We start from the raw sequence: 17,024 nt of genomic DNA on the forward strand, positions 1-17,024 counted from the left end.
CACACACCATGACTGACAGCAATCAAGCGGGGCTGTTCGATGCTCCGTCCGGCGGCGATGATGCCGCCATCACGCTGGGCCTGTATGCCGAGCAGGCCTATCTCGACTATGCCGTCTCGGTGGTGCGCGGTCGTGCGCTGCCCGATGTCGGCGACGGTCAGAAGCCTGTGCAGCGCCGGATTCTGTACGCCATGCAGGCCATGGGCCTGCAAAGTGGCTCCAAGCCCGTGAAGTCCGCCCGGGTGGTCGGCGATGTGTTGGGCAAGTACCATCCGCATGGCGATCAAGCCGCCTATGACGCTATGGTGCGCATGGCCCAGGACTTCTCCTTGCGATATCCCTTGATCGACGGGCAGGGCAACTTCGGGTCGCGCGACGGCGACAACGCGGCGGCCATGCGCTATACCGAAGCGCGGCTGACCCCGATCGCCCGGCTGCTGCTCGACGAGCTCGATGAGGGTACGGTCGACTTCGTTCCCAACTACGACGGCAGCCAGCAAGAGCCGCAGATGTTGCCCGCTCGTCTGCCTGTCATGTTGCTCAACGGGGCTTCGGGCATTGCGGTGGGCATGGCGACTGAGATTCCCTCGCACAATTTGCGCGAGGTGGCGCAGGCATGCGTGGCCTTGATCCGTAATCCCAAGCTGCCCGATGCGGAGATTCTGCAGATCATCCCGGGGCCGGACTTCGCAGGTGGCGGGCAGATCATCACGCCGGCGACCGACATCGCTCAGATTTATGCCAATGGGCGTGGCTCACTCAAGGCTCGGGCTCGATGGCAGTTCGAAGAAATGGCTCGCGGCCAGTGGCAACTGGTCGTGCATGAGTTGCCGCCCGGCACCTCCTGCCAGAAAGTGCTCGAAGAAATCGAAGAATTGACCAATCCCAAGGTCAAGACGGGCAAGAAAGCCCTGACGCCGGAGCAGCAACAGAGCAAGGCCATGATGTTGGCGCTGCTGGATGCCGTGCGGGACGAGTCGGGCAAGGACGCGGCGGTGCGTTTGGTGTTCGAGCCCAAGACATCGAGGGTGGATCGCGACGAGTTCGTCAACACCCTGCTGGCTCAGACCAGCATGGAAAGCAACGTGCCGATCAATCTCGTGTGCATCGGCACCGACAGCCGGCCGCGCCAGAAAGGGCTGCGCGACATCCTCGAAGAGTGGGTGGCTTTCCGCACAGATACCGTTTTGCGCCGCACGCGCTACCGGCTCGATAAAGTGCTGGACCGTATCCATGTGCTGGAAGGCCGCATGGTGGTCTACCTCAATGTCGACGAGGTCATTCAGACCATACGCGAGTCCGATGAGCCGCGTCAGGCACTCATGACGCGTTTCAACCTGACCGAGCGTCAGGCGGAGGACATCCTGGAGATGCGCCTGCGCCAATTGGCGCGGCTGGAAGGCTTCAAAATCGAGCAGGAGCTTGCCGACAAGCGCGAAGAGCAAGTCCGTCTGCAGGACTTGCTGGAGAATCCCAGCTCGCTCAAGCGTACGCTCATCAAGGAAATCGAAAGCGATGCCAAGCAGTTCGGGGACGAACGCCGCACGCTCATCGAAAGCGCCGAACGTGCCGTGCTGGAAACCAAGGTGGTCGACGAGCCGGTGACGGTCATCGTCTCGTGCAATGGCTGGCTGCGGGCCCGGCAGGGGCATGGGCACGATGCCGGCCAATTCAGTTTCAAACAGGGCGATGATCTGTACGGCGCTTTTGAATGCCGCACCACCGATACGCTGATTGCCGTTGGCGACAATGGACGGGTTTACTCGGTCGCCGTTTCGGCCTTGCCCTCGGCGCGTGGCGATGGCCAGCCCGTGACGACCATGATCGACCTCGAGGCCGGCACGCGCATCATGCATACCATCGCCGCCGCCACGGATAGCCGCTGGTTGCTGGCCACGCGCAGCGGCTATGGCTTTGCCACGAAGCTGTCGGATATGAGCAGCCGTCAGCGCGGTGGCAAACAGTTCGTGACGCTGGACAAGGGCGATGCGCTGTTGCGGCCGGTGCCGCTGTTCGAGGGCGCTCGTCAGTTGGCTTTGCTTTCTTCCAAGGGCAAGTTGCTGGTGTTTGGTCTGGATGAGCTAAAGAGCTTGTCCGGAGGCGGACGGGGCACCATTTTGATGGGACTGGAGGCTAACGATCCCTTGGATCAGGCCGTGCCGATCGGCGCGGGTGGCCTGCGGGCAGCCGGCATTTATCGCAACAAGGCCACCGAAGACATTCTGGTGGGCGCCACGCTTGCTCCTTATCTGGGCAAGCGTGCCCGCAAGGGACGCGCGCTGGACGTGCGCCCCAAACAGCCATTGCTCTCGCCTGTGTTGTAAACCGGCGGGGGCGCGCCGCCCCCGCCATCTTTTGCTCTCATGACGTCTTCTCGCCTGCCGTCGCTCGATGCCCTGCGCGGATTCGCGCTGCTGGGCATTGTGGTGGTGAATTACCAAGTTTTTGCCTTGCCATATCTGGGGTCAGGCCTGATGGCTCCCGGATTTGACCGTCCCGTGGACTGGCTGGTCCAGGGGCTGGTCGCCCTGTTTTTCGAAACCAAGTTCTATCTGCTTTTTTCATTCCTGTTTGGTTACAGCTTTGTGCTGCAGATCGACCGCGCACGCATCGAGGGTGCGGATCCGGTCGTGCGCCTGCGGCGCCGTTGCCTTGCGCTCATGGTCGTAGGGCTGTTGCACGCAGTCCTGCTCTACCAGGGTGACATTCTGCTGGCTTATGGCGTGTTTGGCCTCGTATTGCTGAGTTGTCGCGATTGGCCGGCGCGGCGTGCATGGAGGGTGGCGCTGGGGCTCGTCGCCACGGGTTCTGCGTTGTGGCTGGCTGTCGGCCTGCTGGCGCTCGATCAGCCATGGCCGCGCGATGCGCTTCTGGCGCAAATCGCCGGCATCGAGGCCGCTGCGGCGGCTTATCGCAGCGGCGTGCAACAACTCATCGCCCAGCATTGGCGCGACCTGACGGGGGACGTTTGGCGGACGATTTTTTATGTCCAGGGCCCGAATGTACTGGCGATGTTTCTGGCAGGTATGGCTCTGTGCAAACGCCAGGCCCTGACCCATGCGCCTGCCGCTTTGCTGCGGGGGCTGGTTTGGCTGGGATTGCCTCTGGGCTTGGCAGGTGCCGCGCTTTACGCGCTGGGCACTCAGCCGCCCTGGGCGCCGGCCTGGAGCCTGGCGGGGCTGGGTCTTGGACTTTTCACTGCGCCCTTGCTTGCGCTGGGGTATGGCGCGCTCTTTCTACTGGCATGCCGTAAATGGCCGGCCCTTCAAGAAACATTCGCTCCGGCAGGCCGTATGGCGCTGTCCAACTATCTGCTGCAGTCGTTGGTGGGGGCCTGGCTGTACTCGGCGTGGGGGCTGGCGTTGATCGGACATGTCTCGCCGGGTGTGGTGGTGGCCCAAGCGCTGGCGGTATTTGCCGTGCAACTGCCGTTGTCCGCCTGGTGGCTGCATCGGCATGTTTACGGACCGGCGGAGTGGATGCTACGGGCGGTTACCCTCGGCGCTGGCCCGCTTGGCTGCGGGCCTCTTAGCCGGCTGGCAGGTCCCGGGATTGTCTCCAGGCGCTTTGTCGGCCGAGTGTCATCCGGCGATGGCCGCATCGATGGCGCCATGCAACCGCTCAGTGAGCTGATCGAGCTCATCGTCGCTGATGATGAACGGCGGGGCGATGAGAATGTGGTCTCCCTGCCGGCCGTCGATGGTACCCCCCATGGGGTAGACCATCAGCCCGCGGGCCATGGCTTCGCGCTTGACGCGCGCGTGCAGATTCAGCGCTGGATCGAATGCGGTTTTGTCGTCGCGCTCGGCGACCAGTTCTACGCCGACGAAGAGGCCCCGTCCCCGGATGTCGCCCACATGAGGATGCTCGCCCAAAGCGGCGTGCAGGCGTTGCATCAGGCCTTCGCCCTGCAGGCGCACGCGAGCCAGCAATTGATCGCGGCGGATGACGTCCTGCACGGCGAGCGCCGCTGCGCAAGCCACGGCATGGCCCAGATAAGTGTGGCCGTGCTGGAAGAACCCGCTTCCAGTGCGCATCGCCTCGACAATGTGATGCTGCACCATGACCGCGCCTATCGGTTGGAAGCCCCCTCCGAGTCCTTTGGCAATGGTGATCAGGTCGGGCGTGATTGACTCTTGTTCAACGGCATACAGGCTGCCGGTGCGGCCCATGCCGCACATGACCTCGTCAGCGATGAGCAACACGCCGTGACGGTTGCATACCTCGCGCACCTTGCGGAAGTAGCCTGGAACGGGAGGTACGGCGCCTGCCGTGGCACCGACCACCGGTTCGGCCACGAAGGCCATGACGGATGCAGGTCCCAGTGCCTGGAAAGCCTCCTCCAATTCGGCGGCCAAGCGATCGGTGTAATGGTCGTCAGTTTCTCCCGGCAGTTGGTCCCGATAGGCATAGCAAGGCGAGACGTGGCTGACCTCGATCAACAGCGGTGCAAACTGGGCTCTGCGCCACGCATTGCCGCCCACGGCCAAAGCGCTTAGCGTATTGCCGTGATAACTCTGGCGGCGTGCGACGATGTGACGCCGCTCGGGCTGGCCGATCTCCACAAAATACTGTCGGGCCATTTTTAACGCTGCCTCGATGGCTTCGGAGCCGCCGGAGACGAAATAGGCATGGCTGGTGCCCGCGGGCGCATCGGCCACCAGTCGGTCGGCCAGTCTTTCTGCGACGTCCGTCGTGAAAAAACTCGTATGGGCATACGAGATGGCGTCGATCTGCGCATGCATGGCGGCCTGCACATCAGGGTGGTTGTGGCCCAGGCAGGAAACCGCCGCGCCGCCCGAGCCGTCGAGATAGGAGCGGCCTGCGTTGTCGTGGATCCAGACGCCCGACCCCCGTATCGCCACGGAAGGCGTCTGGCGCAAGGACCGGTGCAGTATATGGGTGTTGCTCATGATGGGATGCCCCAGGAACGTTTATGAACTGACATGCTCAGCCTGCCGCCGTGCGTCTGGTCGGCGCCCAATACACGTGCTCTTCGGCCAGCCGGGCCTCGACGTCGCTCAAACGTTGAAGTGCCTGAGGCCCGCCCAGCGTGGCAACGCGCGCGATGACATGCTCGGCCAGGCCCAGCAGCCCTGCCGTAGTGTGAAAGAAAGACCCCTGTCCTGAGTGCGTCGCCGCGTTGTCGGCCTGTTTCGCCGCCGTGAAGCACAAGGTGTGAAGGGCACCGGTGGCCACCGGCGATAGCGGGCTGTCGGTCAGTGCCACCACCGTCACACCTCGGAGGATGCCTGGCGGGCCAGGCGAACGCAGGCCGTGGGGTAGGGCGCTTGGGAGATGACCACAAGTGCGTCGCCTTCCTGCAAGAGGTCTGCCTCCTCGGCTGTCATGCCGCCCAGTCCGTCGAGCAGCAGACCGTTGCTGCGCAGCATCTGAAAGGCATAGCGCATCTGGTAGGCGATGCCAAAAGCGGACCTCGTGCCCAGGAAAACCCAACGTGCGGCTCGTTGCAACTCCGGCGGTAGATGATCGAGGCGGGCGCGCGGCGTCATGGGCAGTTCGGCGGGCAAGCGTGGTTCCTCACGAAACAGAAAACAAATGATAAAACCCCGCCATAGAAAAAACATACGTTTTATCTGACTAGGGGAAATCGCCAATAAACACGTCCCTAATTATTTTTCTGAAATGCCCAAGCTACTGAGATAACGGTATTTTTTGCGATCTTCATGGCATCGGTGTCCATTTAATTACATCGTGCACGGAATTTTGGTTTGACTTGAATAACATCGACCCATATCATTAGTATAGAAATTAATTTTCGAATCATGAATATGAACAGCGTCAACACGACGGATCCCTCGCAGCAGTACGACTTGCGCATCCTGCGCGCCTTGCGCCGGATTACCCGCTCGATCGCATTGCATTCGCGCCAGTTGGCCGCGGTCAGCCATATCACCGCGCCCCAGCTCATGTGCCTGCGCACGGTGATTGCCAATGGCCCCTTGACGGCCACGGCCATCAGCCGCGAGATCCACGTCAGCCCCAGCACGGTGGTTGGCATTCTGGATCGCCTGGAAGACAAGGGCTCCATTCGCCGGGAGCGCGGTCGTGAGGATCGCCGTATTGTGTTTGTCACTGCCACCGACGCCGGCCGAGAGCTGGCGTCCCAGGCGCCTTCGCCGTTGCAGAAGCATCTGGCGGATGCCCTTAACGCGCTGCCCGAACTGGAGCAGGCCACGATCACGCTTTCACTCGAACGCATCGTGGCCCTGATGGAAGAGGAGGGACATGTGGCCGAAGCCCATGGTGATCCTGCCTCACCCATTCTCGAGGTTCCGACGGGGGGAGCGCCGCCGGAATCGGGGTTGGTTGTATGAGAACTATAGACACAGAGACACGCACTACCTCTTCACCTCAATCGGCCGCGCCCGGCGCGGCCCGTCAAACCGAGAGCCATCTGCTGCGGGCCCCCCGCCTGAATGATGGCGCTGCCATCCACCGGTTGGTTGCCGACTGCCCGCCGCTGGATCTCAATTCTCTCTATGCCTATCTGCTCCTGTGTGAGCATCACGGCGCGACCTGCGTACTCGCAGAAAGCGCCGGCGGGAGCATTGATGGGTTTATTTCTGCTTATCAGCCGCCGACCCGGCAGGACGTTCTGTTCGTCTGGCAGGTCGCGGTTCACGAAAGAGCGCGAGGCCAGAAACTGGCCCGCGCGATGCTGAATGCATTGCTGCGTCGCGATGCGCTCAGCCAGGTTCGCCATCTCGAAACCACAGTGGGGCCGGATAACCACGCCTCGCGCCGTACGTTCGCCGGCCTGGCCGCCGAATTGGGCGCCCACATCGCCGAACAGCCGTATTTCGACCGGCAGACGTTCGGCGGCGCGGACCATGATGACGAGATGTTGTTGAAGATTGGCCCGTTTGCACCAGTGTCCAACTAGCCCTTAGCCGGGCAGGGGCCGCACGGTCCTGCAACACCCTCAGGATGTCGATCCCGCTGGTCCCGTAAGGGAGCGGCGCGGGATTTGTCGTCTCTCAACTACAGATAGGGAGGATCACATGGATTTGAAGATTTTTGATCGGATGGAGTCTGAAGTGCGTGGCTACATTCGGTCCTTTCCGGTGATATTCAGCCAGGCCCGCGGGTCGGTGCTGATAGATGAAGAAGGCCGCGAGTACATCGACTTCTTCAGTGGCGCGGGTACGCTGAACTACGGCCACAACAATCCCGTCTTCAAGGAAAAATTGCTCGACTACCTCGCTGCCGACGGCGTGGTGCATGGGCTGGATATGGCCACCAGCGCCAAAAAGCGCTTCCTGGAGACTTTCGAGCGAGTGCTGCTCAAACCCCGCAACTGGAAGTACACGCTGCAATTCACTGGTCCGACCGGCACTAACGCCGTCGAGGCGGCGTTGAAGATCGCGCGCCAGGTCAAGGGACGCTCGAACATCATTTCCTTTACCCATGGCTTTCACGGTGTCAGCGGCGGCTCGCTGTCCGTCACGGCCAACATGAAGTTTCGCGACGCGGCGGGTTACGCGTTGGGCAATACGACCTTCATGCCTTATGACGGTTACTTCGGACCCGACGTCGACACCATCGCCTATCTGGAGCGGATGCTGGACGATCCCAGCAGCGGCCTGGACAAGCCGGCCGGTGTGATTGTCGAGACGGTGCAGGGAGAGGGCGGTGTCAACGTGGCCACCCTGCGCTGGCTCAAAGAGCTGGAAAAACTCTGCCGCCGTCACGACATGCTGCTCATAGTCGATGACATTCAAGTCGGTTGCGGGCGCACAGGCAGCTTCTTCAGTTTTGAGTCGGCGGGCATTCGTCCCGACATCATCACACTGTCGAAGTCTTTGTCCGGGTTCGGCTTGCCCATGTCACTGGTACTCATGAAGCCTGAGCTCGACATCTGGAAGCCGGGGGCGCATAGCGGCACCTTCCGAGGCAACGACCTGGCGTTCGTCACGGCGGCGCAGGCGCTGGACAGCTACTGGGCCAGTGACGCCTTCTCCACCGAGGTTCAGCGCAAGGAGCGCGTCGTTCGCGACTGGCTGGAGAATCTGGCTCACAGCTATCCCAACGCCGGTTTGGCGGTGCGCGGCCGGGGTCTGATTCAGGGGTTGGTGGCCACCACCACGCCGGAGTTGGCCAACGAAATCGCGCGTAAGGCATTTGAGCGCGGCGTGGTCATCGAAACCTCGGGTGCGCACGACGAGGTACTCAAGGTGTTGCCGGCGCTAACCATCGAGGACGACCTCCTCGCCCGCGGCCTGGACGTCATCGAAGCCAGTGTCGCCGAAGCCCTGGGGCAGAAACAGTCCTCGGCCCGTGTTCTCAAATTTGGAGGTAAACGCTAATGATCGTTCGTAACGTAAAAGACGTGATCGGAACCCCCGATGAAGTACGCACCGATACCTGGATGAGCCGCCGAGTGCTGCTCAAGAAAGACAATATGGGCTTCTCGTTTCACGAGACCACGATCTTTCCGGGCACTCGTACGCACATCCACTACAAGAACCATCTTGAAGCGGTGTGGTGCATCGAAGGGGATGGTTCGATCGAGACCATCGCTGACGGCAAACGTTATGACCTTGGGCCCGGCGTGGTCTATGCCCTGAACGAGCACGACGAGCATTGGCTGTGCGGCGGCAAGGAGCCGTTGCGAGTGATCTGCGTGTTCAACCCGCCGTTGACCGGCCAGGAAGTGCATGACGCCGATGGCGTTTACGCGTTGCCGCAAGCCGAGGCGGCCTGACTATATATAGGAGGCTGATGATGATTTCAACTGCGCAGGACCCATACGCGTCGCGGACCGACCGTGCCGCAGCCATCATTGCGCGCCAGGATCCGGTGGTCTACGGAGACGGCTCGTATGCCGATGCGTTGAGCTCGGAGCAGGTTCAGTCGTACGAGAACAATGGTTTTCTGCTGCTCGAGAACCTTTTCTCATCTGAGGAAGTCGCTGCCTTATTGGCCGAAGTCGAGCGCATGACTCGCGATCCGGCCATTGTGCGTCGCGAAGAGGCCATCACCGAGCCCGGCAGCAATGCCGTGCGCTCAGTGTTCATGGTGCACGTGCTCAGTCCCATTCTGGCTCGTCTGTCGCGCGACCCGCGCGTGGCCAATGTGGCCCGCCAGATTCTGGGATCGGAAGTCTATATCCACCAGTCGCGCGCCAACATGAAGCCCGGCTTCAAGGGTAAGGAGTTTTACTGGCACTCCGATTTCGAGATTTGGCATGTCGAGGATGGCATGCCCGCCATGCGCGCGTTGAGTTGCTCGGTGCTGCTGTCGGATAACAACGAGACCAATGGGCCGCTGATGTTGGTGCCAGGCTCGCACCGCCAATTCATTTCATGCGTTGGCCAGACGCCGCGCGAGCACTATAAACACTCGCTCAAGAAGCAGGAGTATGGCGTGCCAGATCCGGTCAGCCTGCAATTGCTGGCCGAGCAGGGCGGCGTGCAGACCATGATGGCGCCCGCCGGCTCGGTGGTGTTTTTCGACTGCAACACGATGCATGGCTCCAACAGCAATATCTCGCCGTGGCCACGTTCGAATGTGTTCATGGTCTACAACAGCATGGAAAACACGCTCACGGCCCCCCGGTACGGGCTCGACCCGCGACCGGAGCATATCGCCACGCGTAAGGCCTTCAAGGCCGTCACGCCGCTGGACGCGCTCAAACTGGTCGAGCGTTGAGCTAGGCACCGCGGGTGTGAGGGCTCGCGGTCGCATTTGACCCCGGCGCTTGGCGTCGGGGATTTTTTTCTACGGGCCAACTGCGACCATTTCCGGGGGCGTGGCACCACGTATCGGCGTGTTCTGGCTCCATGGCCCTCTGCTATGCTTGCGCGGTCCATTCGACTGTCCGCCAGCCATCATGTCGCTTACCGTCCGCAGCCTGCATATCTATCCCATCAAGTCATGTCATGGCATCGATCTGGCGCAAAGCCAGATCGGGCGCGCCGGCCTGGCCCATGATCGTCGCTGGCTGATCGTGACCGCAGCGGGTCAATTCATGACGCAGCGGCAATGGCCCCGGATGACGTTGATACACACGGCATTGACTGGCTCCGCCTTGTACTTGAGCGCACCCGGCATGGACGACATCGAGGTGGCTCTTGATGGCAGCCAGTTGGCCTCGGAGGTCGAACTGGTAACGGTCTGGCGCGACAGCATACCCGCGCGGGCCGAAAGTGCGGCGCTGGCAGGTTGGATGAGCCGCTTTTTGGGGGAGCCTTGCCGCCTCATGAGGGTCGATCAGCAAGCCTGCCGACCAGCCCGCGATGAGTGGGTCAAGGGTTGGCGCGAGCGTCATCCGCAGGCGGCGGACGTATTCGAGGGAGACCATTTTTTTGGCTTCGCCGATGGTTTCCCGCTGCTGGTGACCAACCAGGCATCGCTGGACGACTTGAATCAGCGTTTGGCTGCCAAGGGGCACGCTCCGGTGCCCATGGACCGTTTCCGGCCGAATATCGTGCTCGAGGGGGACGACTGGGCGGCTTTCGACGAAGACCTGACTGTCACGATCGATTTTGGCCACCTGCGGGTGGCGCTGGTCAAACCATGCACGCGCTGCAGCATTCCGGATGTCGATCAGGCCACCGCCGTGGCCAACCCGGAGCCGGGCCAGACCTTGGCCGCCTATCGCAATCTGGACATCGGCGTGGTATTTGGGCAAAACGGCATCGTGGATGTCCGGGCCGAGACGACCTTGCGAGTGGGCGACAGCGCTGAAATCGAGTTGAACTTCTGAGCGCTCAGCCGCTGGCCAGCTTCAGGCCGATCAGGCCCGCGACAATGAGCAGCACGCTAATGACACGCAGTCCGTTGAGGGCTTCCCCGAACAACACGATGCCGGCAACAAACGCGCCGATAGTGCCTATGCCAACCCAGACCGCGTACGCGGTGCCAAGCGGCAGGCTTTTCATGGCCGTCGACAGAAGCCAGAAGCTCACCAGCATGCCGCCCACGGTGATGAGCGACGGCACCAGGCGCGTGAAACCGTGCGTGTATTTGAGACCGACCGCCCAGACGACCTCAAAGAGGCCCGCAAAGACCAGAATGATCCAGGTCATGATGATGCTCGCGAAGACTGGGCAGGCAGGCCGCCCAGGGGGCCGTCCCCGGATGTAACTCAGGCTCAGGGTCGTCCCCAAGCGCAAAGATTATAAAATACCCCCCGGTAGGGAACCAGCCGGAACTCCCCACGGCCGCGGTTGTCCCTTTGGACGACATGGCAACACTCGCGGTCCGGCCCGCATACCCAGGAACATTTTTTATGCAACGCATCATGCTGCGTGCAAAGCTGCACCGCGTCACGGTCACCGAAGCCGACCTCCATTACGAGGGATCTTGTGGCATCGATGAAGATCTTCTCGATGCTGCCGGCATGCGTGAGTTCGAACGCATCGAACTCTATAACGTCACTAATGGCGAGCGCTTCGATACCTACATCATCAAAGCTGCCCGTGGCAGCGGCGCTATTTCCCTCAATGGTGCGGCAGCCCGCCGTGCCCAGGTCGGCGACCTGATGATCATCTGCACCTATGGTCCGATGTCCGAAGAGGATTCGGCTCGTCACAAGCCGACGGTCGTGCTGGTCGGCGACGGCAACCGCGTCAAAGAAATCCGCAAGTTTCCTGACTGATATCGCGGGCGCCCGAAAGGGCGCCTGTTTCATTTCTCCACCGATTCGTATTCTCTATGAGCTTCCAGGTCACCATTGAACCCAGCCAGCATCAGTTTCCGGTCGAGCCGGGCCAGACGGTGCTCGATGCGGCACTGGCCGCCGGCATCGTGCTGCCCTATAGCTGCCGCACCGGCGCTTGTTCGACCTGCAAGGGCAAGGTGGTGACAGGCGAGTTCGATGCGGGCAATACGCCAGCGCAAGTTTTGTCGCCCGAGCAATTGGCCGAAGGGTACACGCTGTTCTGTCAGGCCCGGCCGCAAACTGACCTGGTGATCGAGTCCGCCGAGGTGCGCCTGGCCAGTGACATTCAGATCCGAAAAATACCCACCCGCGTCCAGAGTCTCACGCTGCTGGCGCCGGATGTGATGGAAATCAAGCTGCAACTGCCGGCTTCCGAGCAGTTTCGTTATTACGCGGGACAGTACATCGAACTCATCCTCAAGGATGGCAGACGGCGCAGTTACTCGATGGCCACAGCCCCCCACAAGGGCAGCCCGCTTGAGCTGCACATCCGCCACATGCCTGGAGGCGTGTTTACCGATCATGTTTTTGGCGCTGCCGCCACGCAGATGAAGGAGCGCGAGATTCTGCGCATGGAGGGGCCTTTCGGCTCTTTCTTCTTGCGTGAGGACTCCGGCAAGCCCATCGTGTTGCTGGCCAGCGGCACGGGCTTTGCGCCGGTCAAGGCCATGGTCGAGCACATGGCGCATAACGACATACGCAGGCCGGTGACCTTATATTGGGGCGGGCGGCGTCCACGTGATCTCTATATGTGTGAGTTGGCCCAGGCATGGGCGGCTAGCCTGCCCGATTTCCGCTTTGTCCCGGTCATCTCCAACGCGTTGCAAGAGGATGCCTGGGCGGGTCGGGAGGGTTTCGTTCACGAGGCTGTGATGCAGGATATCCCCGATATGTCGGGCTATCAGGTCTACGCCTGCGGCGCCCCGCCCATGGTCGATGCTGCCCGGCGCGAGTTCAGCTTGCAGTGCGGTTTGCCTGCCGAAGAGTTCTATGCCGATGCCTTTACCTCGGAGGCCGACCTGGCTAAGGGCTGAGCGTTAATATAGGTACGGGAAACAGGGGGGGCTATCCGGGTCGCACGCGACCGGGATGCAACCCTTTTTTTCGAAATATAGGCGCGTCGCGGCGGCAAGAGTAAACTGCCCGACCAGTGTTTAAGCGGGAACCTGGCCGCGAGCACGATGTTGGCGTTTGGCCGGGACACACGGAGTGATTGGCGCATGAAAGTAGCGGTTTTGGGCAGCGGCATCATAGGAATCTCAAGCGCCTGGTGGCTCAGGCAGGCAGGCCATGACGTCGTGGTCATTGACCGCTCCACCGGGCCGGCCCAGGAAACCAGCCTGGCCAACGGTTCGCAGATATCGGTTTCCTACGCCGAGCCTTGGGCCAATCCGCAGGCACCCTTGAAGCTGCTCAGGTGGATGTTCCAGGACAATGCTCCGCTGTTGTTCCGCCCGCAATTGGATTGGCGGCAGTGGATGTGGGGGCTGGCCTTTCTGCGGGAGTGCCTGCCTTCGCGCCTGGCACCCAATATCCGGGCCATGGTCCGGATGGCCGAGTACAGCCGATCGACGCTGCAAGGCATGCGCGCCGAGCTTGGCATTCAGTATGACCACCTCGAGCGCGGCATCCTGAATTTTTATCGCGATCCCCACGAATTCGAAACCTCCCAACGCGCCGCGGGCCTTATGCGTGACTTTGGCGTCGAGCGCCGCGTGGTCAATGCCGATGAGGTCATCGCCATTGAGCCGGCGCTGGCCCCTCAACGGGCCAATATCGTAGGGGGGGATTACACACCTGAAGACGAAAGTGGCGACGTGCACCTGTTCGCCGTGGGGCTGGCGCAGCGATGCGAAGCCGCCGGTGTGGAGTTCCTCTACAGCACACGGGTTACGCGTTTGCTGAGCGAAGGTGGGCAGGTGCTGGGTGTGGAAATCATCCAGCCTGACGGCCGCTATGGCCGTGTGCAGGCCGATGCCTACGTCGTGGCCATGGGCAGTTACAGCCCCCAATTGGTACGGCCTTTAGGGGTTCCTTGCAATGTGTATCCTGCCAAAGGGTATTCGGCGACTTGTCCTATACTGAACCCGGCGGCTGCTCCGACGGCCAGTCTTACTGACAGCAGCCACAAAGTCGTTTTTTCGCGCCTGGGCAATCGGCTGCGCATGGCTGGAACGGCTGAGCTTTCGGGGTACTCCCGCGAGCTCAACTCTAACCGGTGCGTGGCGCTGACCAACTTGGCGCGTGAGCTTTTCCCTGACGCGCTTGATTTCCAGGGCGTCAGTTATTGGTCGGGTCTTCGTCCGTCGACTCCATCGAATGTGCCACTCATCGGCCGTACTCGCATCGCCAACCTGTATTTGAATACCGGGCACGGCACGCTGGGATGGACGATGGGGGTGGGTTCGGGCCGGGCCCTGGCTGATCTGTTGAGTGGACGCCGGCCGGAGCCGGAATTTCCTTTTCTTGGTCTATGAACCTATGAAGAAACTGCAATTTACGGGCGTAGCCCGTGCCATGACCGCCAGCCGGCGCGCGTGGGTGTTTGGCTTGGCCATGGCGGCCGCCGGCGTGGCGCATGCTGACGTCACCCAGATTCAGGTCTGGCATACGTTGGTTGGCGCAAACAAGGCCGAGTTCGAGAAACTGGCCAAGCAATACAACAAAGAACAGAACGAAGTGGAGGTCAAACTGCGCGACTTCCCCACGCAAGCGGCCCTGCAACAGGAGACCGCTGCGGCGCTCAAGGCCAAGAAGGGCCCGAATCTTATTCAGTTGGCCGACAATCATTCGCCCGAAGTCGTGGCCGAACACAAGGCCATCCTGCCGATGTACCAGTTGTTGGCGAAGTATCCGGTCAAGGACCTCAACTGGTTCCTGCCCAATACCTCCAGCTTCACGCGCGACGGCAAGGGCCGCCTGCTGGCCTTCCCCTGGATGGCCGAGGTTCCGGTAATGTTCTTCAACACCGCCCTCTACAAAAAGGCGGGTTTGAACCCCGATCAGCCGGCGCGCACCTGGACAGCCCTGCAGGGCGAGCTGCTCAAGTTGCGTGACGTGGCGGACATCGATTGCCCGTACGCTTCCAGCAACCAGGTATTGGTGCACCTGGAGAACCTGGCTCCGATGAACAACCAGCTCTATGCCAGCAACAGCAATGGTCTGGCAGCAGCCAAGCAGGCCCCTGCCATGCAGTTCGACACGCTGTATATGCGCCACATCTCGTTGATGGTGAGCTGGAAGCGTTCGTTGCTGTTGACCGCGTACGCCAATGACAACAAACCCGACTCTCAGTTTGCCAAGGGTGAGTGCGGTGTGTTGACCGCAGGCTCCTCAGCCTTCGGCGCGCTGAACAACACCCGTGGCTTGTCTTTCGGTGTGGCACCCCTGCCGTACTACGACCAGGTCACGCAAACCCCGGGGCGTCCTTTCGTCAGCGGCTCCGCCCTCTGGACGCTCGAGGGCAATCCGGCTTCGCAGGAAAAGGCCACCGCGCAGTTCCTGGCCTGGCTGTCCAAGCCTGTCGTGGCCGCCGAATGGCATCAGCGCACGGGTTATCTGCCGTTGACCGAGGCCGCTTTCCGGGCCTCCGACGTCTCGTTCTACAACAAGATTCCGGGCGCCCAGCAGCTCGTGGCATCGTTGCGCGCGCAGCAGGTAGCGCCGCAGGCGCGCGGCTTCCGCATCGCCAATTACGATCGCATCGAGAACGTGCTCAACACGCAGTTGACTGATGCACTCGACGGCAAAACACCGCCCGTCTCCGCGCTGAACAATGCCGTGGACCAGGCGCGCAACCTCGCCGCGCAGCGTTAAATCCCGGTTGCGGGCAAGCAAAGCCGCCCTGGCTGAGCAGACCCCTGAAAGTTGGATATGGATCCAGCTTTCAGGGGTTTTTACTTGGTTCCGTACCACGAGCAGACCAAGTTAAAGGTGGTTGCGGGAGTGCCTGACTGGCACTGAGAGTTATTCGCGGTGCACTTCGTGCAGGGCAAGGTGACGTTGAGGGCGAGGCGTGGCTTTGTCCTTGCGTACATGCCGGTCTGGCGGCGCATCGTATGTTTATCGATCATGACTCTGTTCTGCCCTACAGAGTCAACGCGATGTGTCGTCTCCTTCCCTGGATTTTTCTTCTGTTGATAGGGGGCTGCCAGTGACCTGCTCCCCGTGATTAGTACGAAATCGATGTAGAGTCCGTTCCCAAAGGAATGGCAATGAAGAAACGATTTACGGAAGAGCAAATCATCGGCGTGCTCAAGGAAGCCGATGCAGGTGCCAAGCCCGCAGAGTTGTGCCGCAAGCACGGAATCTCCGAGGCAACGTACTACAACTGGAAGGCGAAGTTCGGTGGCATGACGGTGTCGGACGCTCAGAGGCTCAAGGAGCTGGAGCAGGAGAACAACAAGCTCAAGAAGCTGTTGGCCGAGTCGATGCTGGACAAGGCGGCGCTTCAGGATCTGCTAAGCCGAAAGTAGTCAGCCCGCAGGCCAAACGCGAGGCGGTCAGGACATTAATGACCGAGCGCAGCATGGGTGTTACCCGGGCCTGTGGGCTGGTAGGAATTTCGCGGTCGCTGTTTGCCTACGAGAGCACACGCTCAGGCGATGCTGCGCTGACCGAGCGCATGAAAGAGATGGCAGTGGCGAAACGACGCTACGGCTATCGGAGGATCCATGTGCTCTTACGTCGCGAAGGCTGGCAAGCAAATCACAAGCGAATCTGGCGGCTGTACAGTCTGGCAGGGTTAAGCGTGCGAAAACGAAAGCGTAAGCGAATCGCGGCGACCGAGCGCGTGGTTCGCCCAGCGGCAATCGCGCCGAATCAGAGTTGGTCAATGGACTTTGTGGCCGACGGCCTAGCCTATGGCCGCCGATTCCGCTGTTTGACTATCGTCGATGACTACACTCGCGAATGCCTGGCCATCGAGGTCGATACGTCGTTGCCGGGACTGCGTGTTGCCATGGTGCTGCAACGGCTGGCGGAGATGCGTGGCCTGCCGCGATCTATTACCGTGGACAACGGGCCAGAGTTCGCCGGAAGAGCCTTGGACGCCTGGGCCTACCAAGCAGGCGTAAAGCTGTCGTTTATTCGGCCGGGTAAGCCGGTGGAGAACGCTTATATCGAAAGTTTCAACGGCAAGTTCCGCGACGAATGCCTTAACGAGCACTGGTTCTTGTCCCTGCGACAGGCTAAAAGCTTGATCGAAAACTGGCGAGTCGAGTACAACACCGATCGGCCTCACAGCGCGCTCGGATATTTAACGCCGGCGCAATTCGTGCAGGCTCATCAGAAAGAAGGTCTTTTACCCCTGGGCTCTATGTCGGTGCCGTACTAA

At 61.2% G+C, this 17,024-nt stretch carries 17 protein-coding genes and 1 pseudogene; 13 read left to right on the plus strand and 5 right to left on the minus strand.

All coding sequences use genetic code 11. The annotated features are described in order from the left end of the window. The first annotated feature begins 8 nt into the window (after window positions 1–8). Entirely contained in the window at window positions 9–2,324 is a 2,316-nt protein-coding gene (gene parC, locus LK440_RS01840; protein ID WP_005015965.1) for a DNA topoisomerase IV subunit A, read from the plus strand. A 237-nt stretch (window positions 2,325–2,561) separates the two neighbouring features. On the opposite strand, the gene LK440_RS01845 is transcribed toward parC, so the two are convergent. Beyond that, on the minus strand, window positions 2,562–2,945 hold the full coding sequence (locus LK440_RS01845; protein WP_227944849.1) for a hypothetical protein: 384 nt from the start codon (window positions 2,943–2,945) through the stop codon (window positions 2,562–2,564). A gap of 81 nt (window positions 2,946–3,026) precedes the next feature. Here LK440_RS01845 and LK440_RS01850 point away from each other — a divergent pair. Next, a pseudogene (locus LK440_RS01850) lies at window positions 3,027–3,443 on the plus strand (DUF418 domain-containing protein); the annotation flags it as partial. Between the two features lie 138 nt (window positions 3,444–3,581). On the opposite strand, the gene LK440_RS01855 reads toward LK440_RS01850, so the two are convergent. Genes LK440_RS01855 through LK440_RS18030 form a run of 3 tightly spaced genes read right to left on the minus strand, consistent with a single transcriptional unit; the run spans window position 3,582 to window position 5,531 of the window. Next, window positions 3,582–4,913 (minus strand): aspartate aminotransferase family protein, encoded by a 1,332-nt coding sequence (locus LK440_RS01855; RefSeq protein ID WP_005015961.1) that lies wholly within the window; start codon window positions 4,911–4,913, stop codon window positions 3,582–3,584. 37 nt (window positions 4,914–4,950) lie between these two features. Further along, window positions 4,951–5,229 (minus strand): MurR/RpiR family transcriptional regulator, encoded by a 279-nt coding sequence (locus LK440_RS18025; RefSeq protein WP_370510741.1) that lies wholly within the window; start codon window positions 5,227–5,229, stop codon window positions 4,951–4,953. Window positions 5,230–5,234: 5 nt separating this feature from the next. Further along, window positions 5,235–5,531 carry a MurR/RpiR family transcriptional regulator gene (locus tag LK440_RS18030; RefSeq protein WP_370510740.1) on the minus strand — a complete coding sequence of 99 codons (297 nt, stop codon included), beginning with the start codon at window positions 5,529–5,531 and terminating at the stop codon, window positions 5,235–5,237. A 261-nt stretch (window positions 5,532–5,792) separates the two neighbouring features. On the opposite strand from LK440_RS18030, the gene LK440_RS01865 reads away from it, so the two are divergent. From LK440_RS01865 to LK440_RS01890, 6 genes are all read left to right on the plus strand, one after another. Further along, complete coding sequence (locus LK440_RS01865) at window positions 5,793–6,338, plus strand: MarR family winged helix-turn-helix transcriptional regulator (RefSeq protein WP_025341229.1); 546 nt, start codon at window positions 5,793–5,795, stop codon at window positions 6,336–6,338. Then, the gene (gene ectA, locus LK440_RS01870; RefSeq protein ID WP_005015956.1) at window positions 6,335–6,907 is read left to right on the plus strand and encodes a diaminobutyrate acetyltransferase; all 573 of its coding nucleotides are present in this window, start codon (window positions 6,335–6,337) and stop codon (window positions 6,905–6,907) included. Before LK440_RS01865 ends, ectA begins: the two co-directional genes overlap by 4 nt. Before the next feature lie 118 nt (window positions 6,908–7,025). Continuing rightward, window positions 7,026–8,330: a diaminobutyrate--2-oxoglutarate transaminase gene (gene ectB, locus LK440_RS01875; protein ID WP_005015949.1), complete on the plus strand. Its 1,305-nt coding sequence runs from the start codon at window positions 7,026–7,028 to the stop codon at window positions 8,328–8,330. Beyond that, window positions 8,330–8,728, plus strand: coding sequence for an ectoine synthase (locus LK440_RS01880; protein WP_005015948.1), 399 nt, complete (start codon window positions 8,330–8,332; stop codon window positions 8,726–8,728). The genes ectB and LK440_RS01880 overlap by 1 nt, the downstream gene beginning before the upstream one ends. A gap of 20 nt (window positions 8,729–8,748) precedes the next feature. After that, the gene (gene thpD / locus LK440_RS01885; protein ID WP_005015944.1) at window positions 8,749–9,675 is read left to right on the plus strand and encodes an ectoine hydroxylase; all 927 of its coding nucleotides are present in this window, start codon (window positions 8,749–8,751) and stop codon (window positions 9,673–9,675) included. Window positions 9,676–9,856: 181 nt separating this feature from the next. Next, window positions 9,857–10,732 carry an MOSC domain-containing protein gene (locus LK440_RS01890; protein WP_005015940.1) on the plus strand — a complete coding sequence of 292 codons (876 nt, stop codon included), beginning with the start codon at window positions 9,857–9,859 and terminating at the stop codon, window positions 10,730–10,732. Between the two features lie 4 nt (window positions 10,733–10,736). Here LK440_RS01890 and sugE read toward each other — a convergent pair whose 3' ends face one another. After that, a complete protein-coding gene (sugE, locus tag LK440_RS01895; RefSeq protein ID WP_005015938.1) occupies window positions 10,737–11,054 on the minus strand; it encodes a quaternary ammonium compound efflux SMR transporter SugE in 318 nt (105 codons plus the stop codon). A 203-nt stretch (window positions 11,055–11,257) separates the two neighbouring features. Between sugE and panD the strand changes: the two genes are divergently transcribed. The 5 genes from panD (at window position 11,258) to LK440_RS01920 (ending at window position 17,024) form a co-directional block, all read left to right on the plus strand. Then, the gene (gene panD / locus LK440_RS01900) at window positions 11,258–11,626 is read left to right on the plus strand and encodes an aspartate 1-decarboxylase (RefSeq protein ID WP_005015934.1); all 369 of its coding nucleotides are present in this window, start codon (window positions 11,258–11,260) and stop codon (window positions 11,624–11,626) included. Between the two features lie 56 nt (window positions 11,627–11,682). Beyond that, the gene (locus LK440_RS01905) at window positions 11,683–12,723 is read left to right on the plus strand and encodes a CDP-6-deoxy-delta-3,4-glucoseen reductase (RefSeq protein WP_005015933.1); all 1,041 of its coding nucleotides are present in this window, start codon (window positions 11,683–11,685) and stop codon (window positions 12,721–12,723) included. 186 nt (window positions 12,724–12,909) lie between these two features. Then, window positions 12,910–14,166, plus strand: coding sequence for a D-amino acid dehydrogenase (locus LK440_RS01910; RefSeq protein ID WP_005015930.1), 1,257 nt, complete (start codon window positions 12,910–12,912; stop codon window positions 14,164–14,166). A gap of 4 nt (window positions 14,167–14,170) precedes the next feature. Beyond that, window positions 14,171–15,505 (plus strand): extracellular solute-binding protein, encoded by a 1,335-nt coding sequence (locus tag LK440_RS01915; RefSeq protein ID WP_005015928.1) that lies wholly within the window; start codon window positions 14,171–14,173, stop codon window positions 15,503–15,505. 398 nt (window positions 15,506–15,903) lie between these two features. Next, window positions 15,904–17,024 (plus strand): IS3 family transposase gene (locus tag LK440_RS01920; RefSeq protein WP_101557886.1). Its coding sequence is split into 2 segments (ribosomal slippage): window positions 15,904–16,156 and window positions 16,156–17,024, totalling 1,122 coding nucleotides; the frame shifts between segments, so codons are not numbered across the junction.

The sequence above is a fragment of the Bordetella holmesii genome (genome assembly GCF_020735985.1).
GTDB lineage: Bacteria > Pseudomonadota > Gammaproteobacteria > Burkholderiales > Burkholderiaceae_B > Bordetella > Bordetella holmesii.